Genomic DNA, 19,546 nt, shown 5'->3' with positions numbered 1-19,546 from the left:
CATGGGCGCGGGTGTCACCAGTTCCGGAGGCGGCGGCGGGGGCCGCAGGCGGCGCGGCCGCCGCGCCCGCAGCCAGCCCATGGCCGAGATCAACGTCACGCCCTTCGTGGACGTGATGATGGTGCTGTTGATCATCTTCATGGTGGCGGCACCGCTGCTGACCGTGGGCGTCCCGGTCGAACTGCCCAAGACCGCCGCGCAGACGCTGCCCTCGGACACCGAGGAGCCGCTGGCGGTCACTGTCGCCGCCGACGGGTCGGTGGCGATCATGTCGACCGAGATCGCGCGCGAGGATCTCGTGCCGCGGCTGCGCGCCATCGCGGCCGAGCGTGCGGATGACCGGGTCTATCTGCGGGCCGACGGCAACGTGCCCTACCGGCAGGTGGCCGAGATCATGGGCGCGCTGAACGCGGGCGGGTTCTCCTCGATCGGACTGGTGACCGAAACCGGTGGCCCGGCGCTCGACGGCCGCGATCCCTGAGGCCGGGCGATGTCGCACGGGTTCTATATATCGGGTGGGGCGCACGCCCTTCTGATCCTGTATGTCATGTTCGGCGGCGTGTTCAGCGACGATCCGCCCAGCGTGCAGGTGGCCGACGTGACGGTGCTCTCCGAGGACGAGTTCGCCGCGCTCTCTGCCGGGGTTGCGGACGAGGACGCCCCGGCGCCCGAGCCCAGCCCGGCCCCGGGCCCCGAACCCGACGCCGCCCCGGCGCCACAGCCGGCCCCCGAACCGGAGCCGCAGCCCGAACCGGAGCCGGAGCCCGAACCGGAGCCGCAGCCCGAGCCGGAACCAGAGCCGCAGCCTGAACCGCAGCCCGAGCCAGAACCTCAGCCGGAACCAGAGCCGCAGCCGCAGCCCGCGCCCGAGCCGGATCCCGCGCAGCAGCCCGACGCGCCGACGCAGTTGGTGCCCGAACCGGCGCCGCGCAGCCTTGCGCCGCAGACCTCGTTGCGCCCGGTGCCCCGGCCGGCGCCGCGCGTCGCGCCCGATCCGGTCGCGCCGCCCAATCCCGAGGCCGTCGAGGCCGAAGAGACCCAGCGCGCCGCCACGCCCGATGCCGACAGCCCTGACGTGGCCGAAGAGGCGCAGGAGGAAACCGCCCCGCCCGAGACCGCGACCCGCATCGTGACCGAGGCCGACGAGCCGGCCGCCGATGCGCCGGCCGCGCGGGCGCCGTCGAGCTCCGTGCGCCCCCGCGCCCGGCCCGAAACCTTGACCGCCGCCGCGCCCGAGCCGGACGCCACCCCGTCCGACACCGCCGATGCGGCGCCGGCAGAGCCCTCCGACACTGCCGCAAGCGGCTCGCCACTCGATGACGCGCTGAACGCGGCGCTGAGCGAGGCGCTTTCGGGCGGCACCGGCCCGGCCGGGACCGGTCCGCCGCTGTCGCGGGGCGAACAGGACGCCTTCCGGTTGGCGGTGCAGTCCTGCTGGCGGGTCGATGTCGGATCCCAGGCGGCGAACGTGACCGTGACCGTCGGCTTTGCGCTGGATCGCGACGGCCGCGTGCAGGGCAATGTCCGCCTGATCGAGGCGGATGGCGGCTCGGGCGCGGCGGCCGAGACGGCGTTCCAGGCGGCACGCCGCGCCGTGCTGCGCTGCCAGTTGCCGAATGGCTACGACCTGCCGGCCGACAAGTACGAGACCTGGCGCGAGGTCGAGATGGTCTTCAACCCCGAGGACATGCGCCTGAGATGACCCGCTGGCTGCCTGTCCTTGCGCTGGGCCTCTGTGTCCTGGCCGTCGATGCAGGGGCTGCCGAGACGCGGCCCGAGCCGGTGATCTATGCCGCCCCCGACTGCACCAGCGACAGCGGCGGAGCGGGGTCGGACTATGCGGCGCAGTTCGCCGCTGCCGTACAGCGGTGCTGGGTTCTCGATCCGGCCGACCGGGCGGCGCGCGTGTCGCTGACGCTGGGCTTTGCGCTGACGCCCGACGGGCGGGTCAAGCCCGACAGCCTGACCCTGCGCCATGCCTCGGGCGGCGATCCCGGGGCGATCCGCCGGGCCTTCGGCGCTGCCCGGCGCGCGGTGCTGCGCTGCCAGGGCAGCAGCGGCTACCCCCTCCCGCGCGAGCGCTATGCCGAGTGGCGGCGCGTCGAACTGTGCTTTTCCCCCGCGAAACCGGCAAAATGAGCCCGGTTTTCGGCAATTCCCCGCCGGATCATCGGTTAAACGCTATTTTGCCAGATCGTAAACACCGGTATGGTGGGGCAGGGCGGGCGCAGACCTGCCGGTTGACGGTGTCGAGCAGTTCCCGAAGGAGGAACCGGAAATGAAAGCGTTTCTCGCCTCCCTTTCGCTGGCCCTCGGGCTGGCGTTTCTTCCTGCCGCGGTACAGGCGCAAGAGCCGCTGCGGATCGAGATCACCGAGGGTGTGGTCGAACCCATGCCCTACGCGGTGCCCAGTTTCGTGGCCGAGACGCCCGAGGCGCAGCAATATGCCGACCAGATCAGCCGCGTGGTGGCCGATGACCTGACCGGTACGGGCCTGTTCCGCGAGATCCCGCGCGAGGCGCATATCGCGCAGGTCACCAGCTTTGGCGCGCCGGTGCAGTTCGCCGACTGGAAGGCGATCAACGCGCAGGCGCTGATCACCGGCTCGGTCAGCGCCGATGGCGCGGGGCGTGTCGTGGTCAAGTTCCGCGCCTGGGATGTCTTTGCCGGGCAGGAGCTGGGCCAGGGCATGCAGTTCGCCGCCCCCGCCGAGGGCTGGCGCCGGCTGGCCCACAAGGTGGCCGACCAGGTCTATTCCCGGCTGACCGGCGAGGATCCCTATTTCGACAGCCGCGTCGCCTTCGTCTCGGAGACCGGGCCCAAGGGAGAACGCGTCAAGCGGCTGGCGATCATGGATTACGACGGCGCCAACATCCAGTACCTGACCGACGGGGGGGCCATCGTGCTGGCGCCGCGCTTTTCGCCCTCGGGCGACCGGGTGCTCTATACCAGCTACCAGACCGGCTTTCCGCGCATCCACGTGCTGAGCGTGGGCGACGTCCAGAGCCGCATCCTGCAGGCTGGCGACGGCCAGATGAGCTTTGCGCCGCGCTTCTCGCCCGACGGGCGGATGGTGGTCTATTCGCTGAGCCAAGGCTCCAACACCGACATCTACGCCATGGATGTCGCCTCGGGCGCGACGCGGCGGCTGACCTCGACGCCGGCGATCGAGACCGCGCCCAGCTTCTCGCCCGACGGGTCGCAGATCGTCTTCGAAAGCGACCGCTCGGGCACGCAGCAGCTTTATATCATGCCGGCCATGGGCGGCGAGGCGCGGCGCATCTCTTTCGGGCAGGGGCGCTATGGCACGCCGGTCTGGTCGCCGCGCGGCGACATGATCGCCTTCACCAAGCAGAATGCGGGCCGGTTCCATATCGGCGTGATGCGCACCGATGGCAGCGAGGAGCGGCTGCTGACCGCCTCCTTCCTCGACGAGGGGCCGACCTGGGCGCCGAACGGCCGCGTCATCATGTTCGCGCGCGAGACGCAGGGCGCGCAGGGGGCCTCGGCGCTCTACTCGGTCGACATCTCGGGGCGCAACCTGCAGCGCGTGCGCACGCCGGCCGGCGCCTCGGATCCCAGCTGGGGACCGCTTCAGTAATTCGACAACGCGCGGCGGGCGCGATGGCCCGGCCGCCAGGGACAGGAACACAGACAATGTCGCATTTCACCAAGGCCCTTCTTCTGGTCGGCGCGCTGGCCGCATCCGCCTGCACCAATGCCAACCGGTTCGAGGATGACCCGGCCCTGTCGCGCGGCACCGCCGCCCCGGCGACCGGCCCGATCCCGGGCAGCGTCGACGACCCGACCTCGACCGCCTTCTTCCAGCAGCGCGTGGGCGACCGCGTGCTCTTTGCCGTCGACCAGTCGACGCTGAGCCCCGAGGCCCGGCAGGTGCTGGACGGGCAGGCGCAATGGCTGCTGACCAATACCGATTACATGGCGGTGATCGAGGGCCATGCCGACGAGCAGGGCACCCGTGAATACAACATCGCGCTGGGCGCGCGCCGCGCCAACGCGGTGATGGAGTACCTGACCTCGAAGGGCGTGTCGCCGGCACGGCTGAAATTCGTCAGCTACGGCAAGGAACGCCCGGTCGAGATCTGCTCGGAAGAGGCCTGCTATGCCAAGAACCGCCGCGCGGTCACCGTGATCGCGGCCGGCGGGCTGACGGGGTAGGCCATGCGCATCCTCCTCGCCCTTGTCCTGATGCTCGGCAGTGCCGCGCAGGCGCAGGATGTCGAGACGCTGGCCGATATCCGGCAGGACCTGTCGGTGCTGAGCGTCGAGCTGCGCAAGCTCAAGCAGGAGCTGAACACGACCGGCGCCAGCGAGGTCGCGGTGGGCGGCAGCACGCTGGACCGCATCAACGTGATCGAATCCGAGCTGCAGCGCATCACCGCCAAGACCGAGGAGCTGGAATACCGCATCGGCCGGGTGGTCGAGGATGGCACGAACCGGATCGGCGACCTGACCTTCCGCCTTTGCGAGCTGGAGGCCGAGTGCGACATTGCCGAGCTGGGCAGCGCGCCGCCGCTGGGCGGTGATGCGGTGCCCGCCCCGGCCCCGGCCGCCCCGGCGCCGCAGGCCTCGACCGACGCGCTTCCGGTCGAGGGCGAGCTGGCGGTCAGCGAGGAGGCCGATTTCCGCGCCGCGCAGGACGCGCTGGAGCTGGGCGACTACCAGGGGGCGGCGCAGCTTTTCGCGCAGTTCCGCGAAAGCTACCCGATGGGCCCGCTGGAGCCCGCCGCGCTGGTTGGCGAGGGCCGTGCGCTGGAGGGTCTGGAGGACACGCGCGAGGCGGCGCGGCGCTATCTCGATGCCTATTCCAACTTCCCCGACGCGCGGGTCGCGCCGGAAGCCTTGTGGCGGCTGGGCGAGATGCTGGGCGCGCTGGGCTCGGTCACCGAAGCCTGCGTGGCGCTGGGCGAGGTGGGCGCGCGCTATCCCGACAGCGATTACGTGGCGCGCGCGCGGTCGAGCTGGCAGGCGCTGGGCTGCGAATGACCCCGGACCCGGGGGTGGTCTGCCCCTGTGACCGGGCCGGCGCGCTTGCGGCAAGGTTGATGGGGGCGCTGCCCCCGTCCCTGCGGGACTCCCCCGGAGTATTTTCGGAAAGATGAAAGAGACGGGCGGCAGCCTCGACCAGCGCTTTGCCGAAGCGATGGGCCAGTTGCTGGGGCCGGATTTCCCCGCGGACATCGCGCTGGCCGTGTCCGGCGGCGGCGATAGCATGGCGATGCTGACCCTGGCGCATAACTGGGCGCATGCCTGGGGCGTGCGGCTCTGGGTGGTGACGGTGGATCACGGGCTGCGCGCCGCCAGTGCGGAGGAGGCGGCGCTGGTGGCCGCGGAATGCGCGGCGCTTGGTTGGCCTCATGCCACCTTGCGCTGGCACTGGGACGGGCAGGGCAACCTGATGGATGCGGCACGGCGCGCGCGGCTGTCGCTGATCGGGCATTGGCGCCGCGGGTTGGCCCATGTGCTGTTTGCCCATACCCGCGATGACGTGGCCGAGACCTTCCTGATGCGGTTGGCGCGCGGCTCGGGTGTCGAGGGGCTGTCGACCATGGCGGCGTCGGTCGAGATGCCGGTGTCGGACGGGGCGGCGCCCCCGGCACGCGATGTCTGCTGGACTGCGCCGCCGCCGGAGGGGTCGGGTCCGGCGCGGCTGATCCGGCCGTGCCTGGAGATGGGGCGCGCCGAGCTGCGCCACTACCTGCGCACGCTCAAGGGGCGCTGGGTGGAGGATCCGAGCAACGCGGATGACCGGTTCGACCGGGCGCGGATGCGGCGGCTGCTGCGGGGACTGGAGGACGAGGGGCTGGGGGTCGACCGGCTGGCGGGCACGGCGGCGCGCATGGCGCGGGCACGGGTGGCGCTGGGCGCGCGGGCCGCGTCGGTCTGGCAGGAGATTGGGCGCGAGGGGCGCGCCGGTGCCGCGCCGACGGGTGACCTTCTGTTCGAGCGCGACGGGTTCGAGCGGGTGGAGCGCGACACGCAGCTGCGGCTGCTGGCCGCCGCATTGCAATGGGTCTCAGGGGCGGTGTACCGCCCGCGCGCCGCGCCTCTGGAGGCGCTGCTGGACCGGGTGCTGGGCGGCGGCGGCGGCACGCTGTCGGGCTGCGAGATCCGCATGGAGCGCAGCGCCTGTCATGTGTTCCGTGAATACAGCGCCGTGCAGGGGATGGTCGTGCCGCAGGGGGCGGACGTCCTGTGGGACGGGCGCTGGCGCCTGTCCGCCGCGGGCACGGGTGGCGAGATCCGCGCGCTGGGTCCGGGCGGCTGGCAGCAGGTGGCCGAGCGGCCCACGGGTGCGCCGCCCTTCGCCGTGGCGCGCAGCCTGCCGGCTTTGTGGCAGGGGGAAACCATGGTAGCCTGCGATGCGCTGGGGGTCGGGCCGGGCGGGACCACCACGCTGTGGCCAATGGGCCGGGAGATGAGACATTTCGGCCGTTTCCTCGATTCACGTTGAACCGGGGCGGGTGATCTCTATGTTACACTGCAACGCCGAAAATGGCCTCGACACCGCTTTCAAAGGAGTTCTGCCTTGGGCAATGCTCGAAATATCGCCTTCTGGGTCGTCCTGTTCCTGCTGATCCTGGCGCTTTTCAACCTGTTCTCGGGCGGCGGCAACACGCTGCAGAGCCGCGAGATCAGCTATTCCGAATTCGTCCGGGCGGTCGAATCCCAGAATGTCAGCTCGGTCACGATCGATGGCGAACAGGTCCGCTACCGCTCGGATGACGGGCAGGACTACGTGACGATCAAGCCCGAGGATGCCGAGATCACCACGCTGCTGCTGGACAACAACGTGCCGGTCAGCGCCGAGGCGCAGGAGCAGTCGGGCTTTCAGGCCTTCATGCTGTCGCTTCTGCCCTTCCTGCTGCTCATCGGTGTCTGGATCTATTTCATGAACCGCATGCAGGGCGGCGGCAAGGGCGGGGCCATGGGCTTTGGCAAGTCCAAAGCGAAGCTGCTGACCGAGAAGCATGGCCGCGTGACCTTTGACGACGTGGCGGGCATCGACGAGGCCAAGGAAGAGCTGGAGGAGATCGTCGAATTCCTGCGCAACCCGCAGAAGTTCAGTCGTCTCGGCGGCAAGATCCCCAAGGGCGCGCTTCTGGTGGGCCCGCCGGGCACCGGTAAGACGCTGCTGGCGCGTGCCATCGCGGGTGAGGCCGGCGTGCCCTTCTTCACCATCTCGGGCTCGGACTTCGTCGAGATGTTCGTGGGTGTCGGCGCCAGCCGCGTGCGCGACATGTTCGAACAGGCCAAGAAGAACGCGCCCTGCATCGTCTTCATCGACGAGATCGACGCCGTGGGCCGCGCCCGGGGCCAGGGCTATGGCGGCGGCAATGACGAGCGTGAACAGACGCTCAACCAGCTGCTGGTCGAAATGGACGGGTTCGAGGCCAACGAGGGCGTGATCATCATCGCCGCCACGAACCGCAAGGACGTTCTGGACCCCGCGCTGCTGCGGCCCGGCCGCTTCGACCGTCAGGTCACCGTGCCGAACCCCGACATCAAGGGGCGCGAGAAGATCCTTGGCGTGCATGCGCGCAAGACCCCGCTGGGCCCCGATGTCGATCTGCGCATCATCGCGCGCGGCACGCCGGGCTTCTCGGGCGCCGATCTGGCCAACCTCGTGAACGAGGCCGCGCTGATGGCGGCCCGGGTCGGCCGACGTTTCGTGACGATGGACGATTTCGAGAATGCCAAGGACAAGGTCATGATGGGGGCCGAGCGGCGCTCGATGGTCCTGACCGACGAGCAGAAGGAGAAGACCGCCTATCACGAGGCCGGTCACGCCATCGTTGGCCTGACGCTGCCGCAATGCGACCCGGTCTACAAGGCGACGATCATCCCGCGTGGCGGCGCGCTGGGCATGGTGGTCAGCCTGCCCGAGATCGACCGGCTCAACTGGCACAAGTCGGAATGCGAGGAAAAGCTGGCCATGACCATGGCGGGCAAGGCGGCCGAGATCATGAAATACGGCGAAGGCAATGTCTCGAACGGACCGGCCGGCGACATCCAGCAGGCCAGCGCGCTGGCGCGTGCCATGGTGCTGCGCTGGGGCATGTCCGACAAGGTGGGCAATATCGACTATGCCGAAGCGCATGAAGGCTACCAGGGCAACACCGCGGGCCTTTCGGTCTCGGCCCATACCAAGGAACTGATCGAGGACGAGGTGAAGCGCTTCATCCAGGATGCCTACGAGACCGCGCACAAGATCCTGACCGACCGCAAGGACGAGTGGGAACGGCTGGCGCAGGGCCTTCTGGAATACGAGACGCTGACCGGGGAAGAGATCAAGCGCGTCATCCGGGGCGAGCCGCCACAATCCGAGGATGACGATGACGGCACCGGCGCGGTCGAGGAGAAGCCCAGCCTGACGGCGATTCCCAAGACCAAGCCCAAGGCCAAGCCCTCGGGCGACATGGAGCCGGAACCCTCGGCCTGACCCGATCATCCGATCTGACGACACGCCCCGCGCCCCTCACGGCGCGGGGTTTTTCATGTGCGGGGGGCGAGCGACGACAGGCTGACGGGTTTCGGTTCCGCCGCGCCGCAGGCATAGTGGCGCCGACCAAAGGAGCCGTCCCATGCCAGCCCTGAAGCCCACAGATCACATCGCGCACGTGACCTGGCTGGGCGTGGTGACGAGCATGGATCGCAGCGAGCTGCTGGCCGAGACGCGCGAGGCGATCGAGCTGCGCTTCGACGGGATCGCGGGCTCGGTACATGGCGGGCTGACACGCGCCGCGTGCAGCCGGGTGACGGCGCAGCATCCCAAGGGCACCGAGATCCGCAACGAGCGGCAGCTGAGCATCCTCAGCGCCGAGGAGATCGCCGAGATCGCGCTGCGCATGGGGCTGGAGCATATCGACCCGGCGCGGCTGGGCGCGTCCGTGGTAATCGAGGGGATCGCCGATTTCACCCATGTGCCGCCCTCTGCGCGGCTGCAGGCGCCCTCGGGCGCGACGCTGGTCGTCGACATGCACAACCGGCCCTGCCAGTTCCCGGCCCGCAGCATCGAGGCGGTGGCGCCGGGGCAGGGGCGCGGCTTCAAGGCCGCCGCCCGCGGGCGGCGCGGCGTGACCGCCTGGGTGGCGCGCGAGGGGCGCATCGCGCTGGGGGATGCGCTGCGCCTGCACATCCCCGACCAGCGCGCCTGGCGGCCCTGAGGCAGGCCGGCGCGGAAACGCGCCGCTGTTTCCGATGGGGGACGACGGGTCACCCCTTCGCCGGCACAGCGCCGCAAGATCGCGGAAAAATGTCGGATTTGCCGGGACAGACTGTCGCGCCGCCGGGTAAGCCTTGGCACGACCGGCCTTTTCTCGAACAGGAAATCCCCCAAGATGGCATTCAAGTCCGACATCGAAATCGCCCGCGCGGCCAACAAGAAGCCGATCCAGCAGATCGGCGACGGCTTGGGTATCCCGTCCGAGCACCTGCTGCCCTATGGCCATGACAAGGCGAAGGTCGGACAGGAGTTCATCGACTCGGTGCAGGAGCGCCCGAACGGCAAGCTGATCCTCGTGACCGCGGTGAACCCGACGCCCGCGGGCGAGGGCAAGACCACCACGACGGTGGGCTTGGGCGACGGGCTGAACGCCATCGGCAAGAAGGCGATGATCTGCATCCGCGAAGCCTCGCTCGGTCCGAATTTCGGCATGAAGGGCGGCGCCGCCGGGGGCGGTCGGGCGCAGGTCGTGCCGATGGAAGAGATGAACCTGCATTTCACCGGGGATTTCCACGCCATCACCAGCGCGCATTCGCTGCTGTCCGCAATGATCGACAACCACATCTACTGGGGCAACGAGCAGGAGATCGACCTGCGCCGCGTGCAATGGCGGCGGGTGGTCGACATGAACGACCGCGCGCTGCGTCAGGTGACGCTGAGCCTGGGTGGCGTGGCCAACGGCTTCCCGCGCGAGGGCGGGTTCGACATCACCGTCGCCTCGGAGGTCATGGCGATCCTGTGTCTGGCGCGCAACCTCAAGGATCTCGAGGAGCGGCTGGGCGCGATGATCGTGGCCTACCGGCGCGACCGCTCGCCGGTCTATTGCCGCGACATCAAGGCCGAGGGCGCGATGACCGTGCTGCTCAAGGACGCGATGCAGCCCAACCTGGTGCAGACGCTGGAGAACAACCCCGCCTTCGTGCATGGCGGGCCGTTTGCCAATATCGCGCATGGCTGCAACTCGGTCATCGCGACAACCACGGCGCTGAAACTGGCTGATTACGTGGTGACCGAGGCGGGGTTCGGCGCCGATCTGGGCGCCGAGAAGTTCATGAACATCAAGTGCCGCAAGGCGGGGCTGGCGCCCTCGGCCGTGGTGGTGGTGGCCACGGTGCGGGCCATGAAGATGAATGGCGGCGTCGCCAAGACGGACCTGGGCGCCGAGAATGTCGAGGCGGTCACCAAGGGCTGCGCGAACCTTGGCCGGCACATCGAGAACGTCAAGAGCTTCGGTGTGCCGGTGGTGGTCGCGGTCAACCATTTCGTGACCGATACCGATGCCGAGGTGGCCGCGATCCGCGACTATGTCTCGGGCCATGGCGCCGAGGCGGTGGTGTCGCGGCACTGGGAGCTGGGCTCGGAAGGCTCGACCGAGCTGGCGCGCAAGGTGGCGGCGCTGGCGGATGCGGACAGCGCCAGCTTTGCGCCGATTTATCCCGACGAGATGCCGCTCTTCGAGAAGATCGAGACCATCGCCAAGCGCATCTACCGCGCCGACGAGGTGCTGGCCGATCAGAAGATCCGCGACCAGCTGCGGCTCTGGGAGGAGCAGGGCTATGGCGACCTGCCGGTCTGCATGGCCAAGACGCAGTATTCCTTCACCACCGACCCGACGCGGCGCGGCGCGCCAACGGGGTTCGGTGTCCCGGTGCGCGAGGTGCGGCTGTCGGCGGGGGCGGGATTCATCGTGGTGGTCTGCGGCGAGATCATGACCATGCCGGGCCTGCCCAAGGTGCCGGCGGCGGAGACGATCCGCCTGAACGAAGAGGGGTTGATCGAGGGGCTGTTCTGAGCGACGGACAGGCGGGGCGCCGCGCCGGCGGGTGGGCCGACCTTCGGTCGGACGCTCGTTCTGGCGAACATCGCCCCACCCACCGTCCCACAAGGCGCGCCCCTGCCCGCCGCGGCGCAGATCGGAGAGCACGTGACACGCAGACCCCCCGACGAGATCGAGACCATGGCCGAACTGCGCGTGTCGATCGATGCCATCGACGATGCGCTGATGGACCTGTTGGCCGAACGGTTCCGCCACACCGACCGGGCGCCGGCGCTGAAGGCGCGCGAGGGGATCGCGGCCCGCGCCCCGGGCCGGGTTCAGGCGGTGCTGGATCATGTGCGGAGCAAGGCCACCGATCGCGATGTCGACCCGGAGGTGGTCGCGGAGATGTGGCGGATCATGATCGAGGCGGTGATCGCGCAGGAAGAGGCGGTGATCGGGACAGGAGGCCGCGACGGCTGAGACCTCCCACCGCGACAGAACGGCCCGGCCCGCCCGACGGGCCGCGGCACAGGACAGAGGAAAGGAGCCCGCGATGAGCGCAGAGGTGATCGACGGCAAGGCCTTCGCCGCCACGATCCGCGAGAAGGTGGCCACCCATGTGGGCCGCCTCAAGGAAGAATACGGCATCACCCCCGGGCTGGCCGTGGTGCTGGTGGGCGAGGATCCCGCCAGCCAGGTCTATGTCCGCTCGAAGGGCAAGCAGACGGTCGAGACCGGCATGGCCTCGTTCGAGCATAGGCTGGCGGCCGAAACCTCGGAGGACGAGCTGCTGGGCCTGATCGACCGGCTGAACACCGACCCGGCGGTGCATGGCATCCTCGTCCAGCTGCCGCTGCCGGATCATCTGGATTCCGACCTTGTGATCAACGCGATCGACCCGGCCAAGGACGTGGACGGGTTCCACATCTCCAATGTCGGGCTGCTGGGCACCGGGCAGAAGAGCATGGTGCCCTGCACCCCGCTGGGCTGCCTGATGATGCTGCGCGACCATCACGGCTCGCTCTCGGGCAAGGAGGCCGTGGTGATCGGCCGGTCGAACATCGTGGGCAAGCCGATGGCCCAGCTTTTGCTGGGCGACAGCTGCACGGTGACCATCGCGCATTCGCGCACGCAGGATCTGCCCGGCGTTGTCCGGCGCGCCGATATCGTCATCGCTGCGGTGGGCCGGCCGGGCATGGTGACCGGCGACTGGATCAAGCCCGGCGCCACGGTGATCGACGTGGGCATCAACCGGATCGACGCGCCCGAGAAGGGCGAGGGCAAGACCCGGCTGGTGGGCGATTGCGAATTCGACAGCTGTGCCGAAGTCGCCGGCGCCATCACCCCGGTGCCGGGCGGCGTCGGGCCGATGACCATCGCCTGCCTGCTGGCCAACACGGTGACCGCCTGCTGCCGCGCCAATGGCCTGCCCGAGCCCGAGGGGCTGACGGCCTGAGACCGGTCGCGCTCAGCCCGGCAGGGGGAGCGCGGCGAGCCGGTCATAGCTTTGCGCCATGCCATCGGTCATGCCGTGGCCCAGCATCGCGTCCAGCGTCTCGGCCGCTTCCAGCGTCATGACCAGCTCCATCCGCGTGCCGTGGTCGGTGGCGGACAGGCGCGTTTCGACCGTGTTGGGCGGGCCGGGATCGGGCAGGAACATCGTCTCGACATGGCGGATCAGGCGGGGCGGCTCGAGCGCGAGGAAGCTCCCCGTGATGTCGAACCCGCCCGCGCCGCCGCCCTGCGGCGCCCAGCGATAGTGGAAGGTCCCGCCGGGCCGCGCGTCGATGCGGCAGACCGGCATCTCCCAGCCCGGCGGCCCCAGCAGCCAGCGCGGCACAAGGCCGGGATCGGTGAGCGCCTGCCAAAGCGCCCTTGGCGGATGGGCGAAGTCGCGCGTCACGCGCAGCGACGTGGACGAGAGCCGGTCTGTCGTCAGGGTCATGTCGGGGCCTCCGCAAGACGGGGCGCGGTCTGCTCCGCGCGTGCCCGATCATACCCCGGATCGGCCACCGTGCGATGGCCCGTTTCCGGACAGGCGCTCAGGCCGGCACGCGCACCATCGTGCCGGTCAGCCGGGCGATATGGGTGCGCTGCCCGTCCGCCTCGGCATAGACATCGGCCGAGGTCACGAGGCTGCGCCGCCCCGGGCGGATCACCAGACCCTCGGCGACCAGTCGCTCGCCGCGTCCGGCGGCCAGGTAGTGGATGCCCATCTCCGAGGTGACGACCTCGAACTCGGCCGGGACCAGCGTCAGCGCCGAATAGCCCGCCGCGCTGTCGCCCAGCCCGAAGGCCAGCGCGCCATGGGCCAGCCCCTGCTGCTGGGTGCTGCCGGGCAGGATCGGCGCGGCGATGGTCACGGCCCCTTCGCGAACCGAGAGCAACTCGGCCCCGAAAGTGGTCATCATGGCCTGCCGGGCAAAGCTGGCGCGGATGCGGTCTGGATCGAACATGGCGCCACTTGGCCACGATCCGCGCCGGGCGGCAAGCCCTCAGGCGCGCGACCGTCGCGGCATCGGCATGGGGATCGCGCGGTTTCCGGTCAGGATCGCCTCGGCCCCCGGCGCCATGAGCGCCGAAAGCGGCCCGCTGTCGCAATGCAACCCGCCGGTATAGGTCCCATAGGCCGGCAGGATCAGCCGCGTGCCATCGACGAGGAAACAGGGCCGGCTGAGCGCCCGGCCGCGCAGGATCAGCCGCGCCTTGGGGTGGTAGTGGCCAGAGACCTCGCCCCGCCCGTCCGGCGTGGCGATGTGGCGGAAGACCAGCGGCCCGATGGTCAGTTCCGCGCGATGCGTGCCGCCCAGCGTCACCGGGCCGGGATCATGGTTGCCCTCGATCCAGATCCAGTCGCGCCCGGCCTGCAGCCGGCGGATCCAGAGCATGTCCTCCTCGGGCAGCACGGCGTCGATGCCCGGCGCGTCGAAACTGTCGCCGAGGCAGATCACCCGGCGCGCGCCGGTCCACGCCAGGTCACGGTCCAGCTTGTCCAGCGTCTCGCGCGTCTCGTAGGGGGGCAGGGCGGCACCGCCCACGGCCGAGAGCCGCGCCGATTTGCCGAAATGCAGGTCCGAGACGACCAGCAGGTCCTGCGCGGCCCAGAACAGCGCGCCCGAGGGCAGGGCGGTCAGCGCGGCGCCATGGAACTGGAAGGCGTGGGTGTTCATGCTTTGTCTTTGGCACCACGCGGCGCGCGGCGCAAGGGGTCAGGGCGATGGTCAGAACGGCACGCGCCAGGTTGGCTTGGTCTCGACCCCGGCCAGCCCGCTTTCGTCCAGCAGGCGGGTGACCTCTTCCTCCATCAGCCGCTCGTCGGCCATGCCACGCACCGGCACGCGCCCGGGTTCAAGGAAAAGCGGCGCGGCCAGCGGCGTCACGCGGTCCAGCCGCACATGGTCGATCCGGTCGCCGACCCGGGCGCACATCTCGCGGATCCGGGCGAAATCGACCAGCCCGCGCATCGCCTCCTCGCGGGTGATCTGCAGCATCAGGTGATCGGGATCGTACTTGGCCAGCGTGTCATAGAGGATGTCCGAGGACATGGTCGCCTGCCGCCCGGTCTTGCGCTGTCCGCCGACCTGCCGCTCGATCAGCCCGGCAATGGTGGCCGAGGCGCGGAAGGTGCGCTTCATCACCGCGTTGCCGGCCAGCCAGGTGTCCAGCCCGGCCTCGAGCGCGTCCAGATCGAAGAGCGGCGCGGGATCGGTCACCGCGTCCAGCCCCCAGACCAGCACCGCGTAATCGGTCGCCACGAAGCCCATGGGCGCCAGCCCCATCTCCTCCATCCGCTTGGTCAGCAACAGCCCCAGTGTCTGCTGCGCATTGCGCCCGGCAAAGCCGTAGACCACCATCTGCTGGCGCCCGTCATGGGGAAAGGTCTCGATCAAGAGGCGGCCGGGTTCGGGCAGGCGCGAGACCGCGCGCTGCAGGGCCAGCCAATCGGCGGTGTGGCGCGGCAGCTCGGGCCAGTCCTGTTGCCGGAACATGCGCAGGATGCGCTGCGACAGCTGGGTCGAGGTGGCGAACTTGGTGCCGAGGAAGGTGGCGATCTTGGGCTTGCGGCCGGGATCGCGGGTGACCTCGACCACCATCTCGCGCAGGCCCTCATAGCGCACGATCTGCCCGCCGATCAGGAAGGTGTCGCCCTTGGTCAGCGAGGCGGCAAAGCCCTCCTCGACCTCGCCCAGCGGCGCGCCGCCGCGACCCCGCCAGCGCACCTTGAGCGTGTCGGTGTCCTGGATCGTGCCGATATTCTGGCGGATCCGCGTGGCCGAGCGCGGATCGCGCAGCTGCCACAGCCCGTCCGGGCGCTGTTTCAGCCGCTGCCACTGGTCATAGGCGCGCAGCGCGTAGCCGCCGGTGGCGCAGAAATCGAGACAGGAATCGAATTCGGCCCGGGCCAGCCCGGCATAGGGCCCGGCCGTCGTCATCTCGGCATAAAGTGCGTCGGCCGCAAACGGCCCGGCGCAGGCGGCGATCAGGATATGCTGGCACAGCACGTCGCGGGGCCCGCGGCCGCGCGGCTCGCCATCCAGGTCGCGGGCGCGCACTGCCTCCAGCGCGGCAACGCATTCGATCACCTCGAAGCGGTTGGCCGGCACCAGCAGCGCCTTGGACGGCGCGTTGTAGCGGTGGTTGGCGCGCCCGATGCGCTGCACCAGCCGCTTGACGTTCTTCGGCGCACCCACCTGGATCACCAGGTCCACGTCGCCCCAGTCGATCCCCAGGTCCAGCGACCCGGTACAGACGATGGCGCGCAGCTCACCCTGCACCATCGCCGCCTCGACCCTCGCGCGCTGACCACGATCGAGCGAGCCGTGATGGATGCCGATGGGCAGCCCCTCCTCGTTGGCCAGCCACAGGTTGTGAAAGAAGATCTCGGCCTGCGCACGGGTATTGTGGAAGATCAGCGTGGTGCGGTGCCGGCGGACCTGCTCCAGCACCGCCGGGATGGCGTAGGCGGCGCCGCCGCCCGACCAGGGCGGCGCCTGCTCGGTGACCAGCATGCTGATATCGGGATCGGGGCCGGGATCGGCCTCGAGGATCTCGCAGGGGTCGGGATGGCGGGCCAGGAAGCGCGCGATGGCCCCGGGATCCTCGACCGTGGCCGACAGGCCGACGCGGCGCAGATCGGGGCAGAGCGTCTGCAGCCGGGCCAGCGCCAGCATCAGCTGATCGCCCCGCTTGCTCTCGGCCAGCGCGTGGATCTCGTCCACCACCACGCGCTTCAGCCCGGCGAACATGCGTGGCGCATCCTCGTAGCTGGTCAGCAGCGCCAGCGATTCCGGCGTCGTCAGCAGGATATGCGGCGGATCGGCACGCTGGCGCTTCTTGCGGCTGGCGGGCGTGTCGCCGGTCCGGTCCTCGACCCGGATCGGCAGCCCGGCCTCTTCGATCGGGATCAGCAGGTTGCGCCGGATATCCGCCGCCAGCGCCTTGAGCGGGCTGACATAAAGCGTGTGCAGCCCGTCCGGCCCGCCCGACGCCAGCGCATCCAGCGTGGGCAGAAAGCCCGCCAGCGTTTTGCCCCCGCCCGTGGGCGCCACCAGCAGCGTTGCCGGCGCCTGCGCCCGTGCCAACATGGCACGCTGATGCGGATGCACAACCCAGCCGCGTGCATCGAACCAGTCCTGCAGGGGGCGCGCAAGCTCGACCATGCCCAGCAGATAACGCGGCCTGAACAAAAGGAAAACATCTTTGGTCCCGAAATATCCCGGGGGTGAGCCCGCAGGGCGAGGGGGGCAGCGCCCCCTTTCCAAGCGCCGCCAAATGCGCTTCCCTCCGGGCAGGAGGACAGGTTTGCTCTCAGGCATCCGCATCATCGAGTTCGAGGCGCTGGGCCCCGCGCCCTTTGCCGGCATGCTGCTGGCCGATCTCGGCGCCGAGGTGATCGTCGTGCACCGCCCGGGCGGCGCGCCGCTGCCGGGCGCGGACGGCAACGGGTTGCTCGATCGCGGCAAGCGCTCGATCACCTTGGACCTGAAGGCGCCGCGCGACCGGGAGGTCGCGCTTGCGCTCGTCGCCAGCGCCGACGGGCTGATCGAGGGGCTGCGCCCCGGGGTGATGGAGCGGCTGGGGCTGGGCCCGGACGAGGCCCGCGCGCGCAACCCCCGGCTGGTCTATGGCCGGATGACCGGTTGGGGCCAGGAGGGTCCGCGGGCGCAGCAGGCGGGTCATGACCTGACCTATCTCGGCCTTTCGGGCGCGCTGTTCCATGCCGGGCTGCCGGGGCAGGCGGCCGTCGTGCCGCCCACGCTGCTGGGCGATATCGGGGGCGGTGCGCTCTACCTCGCGATCGGCATGCTGGCGGGGCTGCTGAACGCGCGGGCGACCGGGCAGGGCACAGTGGTGGATGCGGCCATCGTCGACGGGGCCAGCCACATGATGGCGCTGCTCCTGTCCATGGGGTCACAGTTCTCGACCACCGCGCGCGGCGTCTCGCTGCTGGACGGGCCGCATTGGTCACGCTGCTACCTCTGCGCCTGTGGCGGGCAGATCGCGGTGCAATGCCTCGAGCCGAAATTCTACCGCATCTTCCTCGACACGCTGGGCCTCGGGCAGGATCCGTTGCTGCGCGACCAGTTCGACCCGGCGCAATGGCCCGCCCAGACGGCGCGGCTGGTCCAGCTCTTTGCTACCCGGTCGCGCGATCATTGGGCGGCGCTGTTCGAAGGCACGGATGCCTGTGTCGCGCCGGTGCTGAGCCCCGAGGAGGCGCGCGCCGATCCGCATATCGCCGCCCGCGACACCTGGCAGGCAGGGCGGGACGGCCCGGCGCCGGCCCCGCGCTTCTCCACCTTCGACCCGCCGGCCGCCACGTCGCCTGCGCGCGGGCAGGACGGGGCCGCAATTCTGGACGAACTGCACGAAAGGGGCCTTCTATGAGCGATGCCCACGCTTTCGGTGCGCTGCTGCGCCGCCGCTTCTCCTGCCGCGGCTTCCGGCCCGACCCGGTGCCGCGCGCTCAGATCGCGGCGGCGCTGGAGGATGCGCAGCACGTGCCGTCCTGGTGCAACTCGCAGCCCTGGCAGGTCATCGCCTGCGGCCCCGAAGAGACCGCGCGCCTGGCCGAGGCGCTGTATGCCCACGTAGCAACCGCGCCCCATGACAGCGACATCCCCTTTCCCGAGCACTACGAGGGCGTCTACAAGGACCGGCGCAGCACCTGCGGCTGGCAGCTCTATGCCGCGGTCGGGGTCGCGAAGGGCGACCGCGCCGCCTCGGGCCGGCAGATGCGCGAGAATTTCCGCTTCTTCGGCGCGCCGCAGGTGATGTTCGTCACCACGCCCAAGGCGCTCGGCGCCTATGGCGTGCTGGATTGCGGCGCCTTCGTCACCGCCCTGCTGCTGGGGCTGCAGGCGCGCGGGATCGGGTCGATCGCCATGGCCTCGGTCGCGGGCCATGCGCCCTTCCTGCGCGAGTGGCTGGGCATCGCGGCGGATCGCGACCTGCTCTGCGGCATCGCGCTGGGCTATCCCGATCCCGATCACCCGGCCAACGGGTTCCGCACCGAACGCGCGCCGCTGGCCGAGGTGGTGGACTGGCGCTAGACCTCTTCCAGCCGGTCCGTGGCCGGCGGCGGTGCGGCGCTGAGCTCCGAGACCCGGGCATAGAGCGCGTCATCCATGGCATAGCCCATCCCGTCGAGCGAGGGGCGCAGCTGCTCGACCGTGCGGGCCGACAGGATCGGCACCGGGCCCGCGGCGTGGCGCGCCACCCAGGCCACGGCCAGGGTGGCGGGATCGGTGCCCAGCTCCTCGGCCAGTTTGACCAGACCTTCCGCCGTGGCATGCATGGATTGCGGCGCGTAGCGGGCGGTGTAGCGGCTGTCCTCGTGCAGCCGGCCGCTTTCGCCGCGCAGGTACTTGCCGGTCAGCAGCCCGCCGCCCAGCGGCGAATAGGGCACCGGCAGGATGCCCTCGCTGGCGCACATGGGCAGGATCTCGACCTCGGCCTGCCGCTTGACGAGGTTGTACATGGGCTGGATCACGTCGATCCGCGTGCCGAACCCGGCGGCCACGGCCTGTGCCTTCATCACCTGCCACGCGGCATAGTTCGACACGCCGATATAGCGGATCTGGCCCTTCTGCTGCAGCGCGGCCAGCGTCTCGAAGGTCTCTTCCAGCGGGGTGTCATCGTCGAACCGGTGCATGTAGAGCAGGTCGATCACGTCCATGCCCAGCCGGGCGCGGCTTTCGTCGCAGCTGTTGAGGATGGTGTCGCGCCCGGCCCCGGCGGGGAAGTTGACCTTGGTCGCGATGAACAGTTTGTCGCGTTCGGGGCCGGCAAACTCGCCCAGAAGCTGCTCCGAGGCGCCACCCGTATACGTATAGGCGGTGTCGAAATGGGTGATCCCCGCGGCGCGGCAGGCATCGAACATGGCGCGGCTCTGCGCGGCATCGGCACGACCGCCGAACTGCATGGCACCAAAGGCGAACGGGGCCGGCGTCGCGCCGGAAAGCGTCGTGATCTGTGTCATGGGCCGGAGAGTGGCACAGCCCGCGGTCCGGGCAAAGGCCCGATGGTCGGGAATTCCG

The 19,546-nt window shown here is 70.1% G+C and carries 19 protein-coding genes; 14 read left to right on the top strand and 5 right to left on the bottom strand.

The window, feature by feature from the left end:
- Position 1 precedes the first annotated feature (1 nt).
- From tolR to folD, 12 genes are all read left to right on the top strand, one after another.
- Complete coding sequence (gene tolR / locus AVJ23_RS15365) at positions 2–481, top strand: protein TolR (RefSeq protein WP_058863100.1); 480 nt, start codon at positions 2–4, stop codon at positions 479–481.
- Positions 482–559: 78 nt separating this feature from the next.
- Positions 560–1,702, top strand: coding sequence for a cell envelope integrity protein TolA (tolA, locus tag AVJ23_RS15360; RefSeq protein ID WP_240484672.1), 1,143 nt, complete (start codon positions 560–562; stop codon positions 1,700–1,702).
- Positions 1,699–2,139, top strand: coding sequence for a cell envelope integrity protein TolA (gene tolA / locus AVJ23_RS15355; RefSeq protein WP_058863098.1), 441 nt, complete (start codon positions 1,699–1,701; stop codon positions 2,137–2,139). The genes tolA (AVJ23_RS15360) and tolA (AVJ23_RS15355) overlap by 4 nt, the downstream gene beginning before the upstream one ends.
- Positions 2,140–2,278: 139 nt before the next feature.
- On the top strand, positions 2,279–3,601 hold the full coding sequence (gene tolB / locus AVJ23_RS15350; protein ID WP_058863097.1) for a Tol-Pal system beta propeller repeat protein TolB: 1,323 nt from the start codon (positions 2,279–2,281) through the stop codon (positions 3,599–3,601).
- Between the two features lie 56 nt (positions 3,602–3,657).
- Positions 3,658–4,179 (top strand): peptidoglycan-associated lipoprotein Pal, encoded by a 522-nt coding sequence (gene pal / locus AVJ23_RS15345; protein WP_058863096.1) that lies wholly within the window; start codon positions 3,658–3,660, stop codon positions 4,177–4,179.
- Positions 4,180–4,182: 3 nt separating this feature from the next.
- Positions 4,183–5,007, top strand: coding sequence for a tetratricopeptide repeat protein (locus AVJ23_RS15340; protein WP_058863095.1), 825 nt, complete (start codon positions 4,183–4,185; stop codon positions 5,005–5,007).
- Positions 5,008–5,119: 112 nt separating this feature from the next.
- Positions 5,120–6,475 (top strand): tRNA lysidine(34) synthetase TilS, encoded by a 1,356-nt coding sequence (gene tilS, locus AVJ23_RS15335; protein WP_058863094.1) that lies wholly within the window; start codon positions 5,120–5,122, stop codon positions 6,473–6,475.
- Positions 6,476–6,550: 75 nt separating this feature from the next.
- Entirely contained in the window at positions 6,551–8,464 is a 1,914-nt protein-coding gene (gene ftsH, locus AVJ23_RS15330; protein ID WP_058863093.1) for an ATP-dependent zinc metalloprotease FtsH, read from the top strand.
- Between the two features lie 142 nt (positions 8,465–8,606).
- Positions 8,607–9,188 carry an MOSC domain-containing protein gene (locus AVJ23_RS15325; protein ID WP_058863092.1) on the top strand — a complete coding sequence of 194 codons (582 nt, stop codon included), beginning with the start codon at positions 8,607–8,609 and terminating at the stop codon, positions 9,186–9,188.
- A gap of 174 nt (positions 9,189–9,362) precedes the next feature.
- The gene (locus AVJ23_RS15320; RefSeq protein WP_058863091.1) at positions 9,363–11,039 is read left to right on the top strand and encodes a formate--tetrahydrofolate ligase; all 1,677 of its coding nucleotides are present in this window, start codon (positions 9,363–9,365) and stop codon (positions 11,037–11,039) included.
- Positions 11,040–11,171: 132 nt separating this feature from the next.
- Positions 11,172–11,486: a chorismate mutase gene (locus tag AVJ23_RS15315; protein WP_084794633.1), complete on the top strand. Its 315-nt coding sequence runs from the start codon at positions 11,172–11,174 to the stop codon at positions 11,484–11,486.
- Positions 11,487–11,559: 73 nt separating this feature from the next.
- The gene (gene folD / locus AVJ23_RS15310) at positions 11,560–12,462 is read left to right on the top strand and encodes a bifunctional methylenetetrahydrofolate dehydrogenase/methenyltetrahydrofolate cyclohydrolase FolD (protein ID WP_058863089.1); all 903 of its coding nucleotides are present in this window, start codon (positions 11,560–11,562) and stop codon (positions 12,460–12,462) included.
- 12 nt (positions 12,463–12,474) lie between these two features.
- Here folD and AVJ23_RS15305 read toward each other — a convergent pair whose 3' ends face one another.
- The 4 genes from AVJ23_RS15305 to AVJ23_RS15290 form a co-directional block, all read right to left on the bottom strand.
- Positions 12,475–12,951, bottom strand: coding sequence for an SRPBCC domain-containing protein (locus tag AVJ23_RS15305; protein WP_058863088.1), 477 nt, complete (start codon positions 12,949–12,951; stop codon positions 12,475–12,477).
- A gap of 97 nt (positions 12,952–13,048) precedes the next feature.
- Positions 13,049–13,462, bottom strand: coding sequence for a PaaI family thioesterase (locus tag AVJ23_RS15300; RefSeq protein ID WP_058863087.1), 414 nt, complete (start codon positions 13,460–13,462; stop codon positions 13,049–13,051).
- A 39-nt stretch (positions 13,463–13,501) separates the two neighbouring features.
- Positions 13,502–14,176 (bottom strand): ligase-associated DNA damage response endonuclease PdeM, encoded by a 675-nt coding sequence (gene pdeM / locus AVJ23_RS15295; protein ID WP_058863086.1) that lies wholly within the window; start codon positions 14,174–14,176, stop codon positions 13,502–13,504.
- A gap of 51 nt (positions 14,177–14,227) precedes the next feature.
- Positions 14,228–16,666, bottom strand: a complete 2,439-nt coding sequence (locus AVJ23_RS15290; protein WP_058863190.1) for a ligase-associated DNA damage response DEXH box helicase — start codon at positions 16,664–16,666, stop codon at positions 14,228–14,230.
- A 142-nt stretch (positions 16,667–16,808) separates the two neighbouring features.
- Here AVJ23_RS15290 and AVJ23_RS15285 point away from each other — a divergent pair, with 142 nt between their 5' ends.
- A complete protein-coding gene (locus tag AVJ23_RS15285) occupies positions 16,809–17,894 on the top strand; it encodes a CaiB/BaiF CoA transferase family protein (protein WP_058863085.1) in 1,086 nt (361 codons plus the stop codon).
- On the top strand, positions 17,891–18,559 hold the full coding sequence (locus tag AVJ23_RS15280) for a nitroreductase (RefSeq protein WP_058863084.1): 669 nt from the start codon (positions 17,891–17,893) through the stop codon (positions 18,557–18,559). The genes AVJ23_RS15285 and AVJ23_RS15280 overlap by 4 nt, the downstream gene beginning before the upstream one ends.
- Here the strand turns inward: AVJ23_RS15280 and AVJ23_RS15275 are convergent.
- On the bottom strand, positions 18,556–19,488 hold the full coding sequence (locus AVJ23_RS15275; protein ID WP_058863083.1) for an aldo/keto reductase: 933 nt from the start codon (positions 19,486–19,488) through the stop codon (positions 18,556–18,558). The two genes, AVJ23_RS15280 and AVJ23_RS15275, sit on opposite strands and share 4 nt — an antisense overlap.
- Positions 19,489–19,546 lie beyond the last annotated feature (58 nt).

It is taken from the genome of Pseudoponticoccus marisrubri, from assembly GCF_001482405.1.
GTDB lineage: Bacteria > Pseudomonadota > Alphaproteobacteria > Rhodobacterales > Rhodobacteraceae > Pseudoponticoccus > Pseudoponticoccus marisrubri.
The sequence above is the reverse complement of the archived record's forward strand: the minus strand, read 5'-3'. Positions and strand labels throughout refer to the sequence as shown.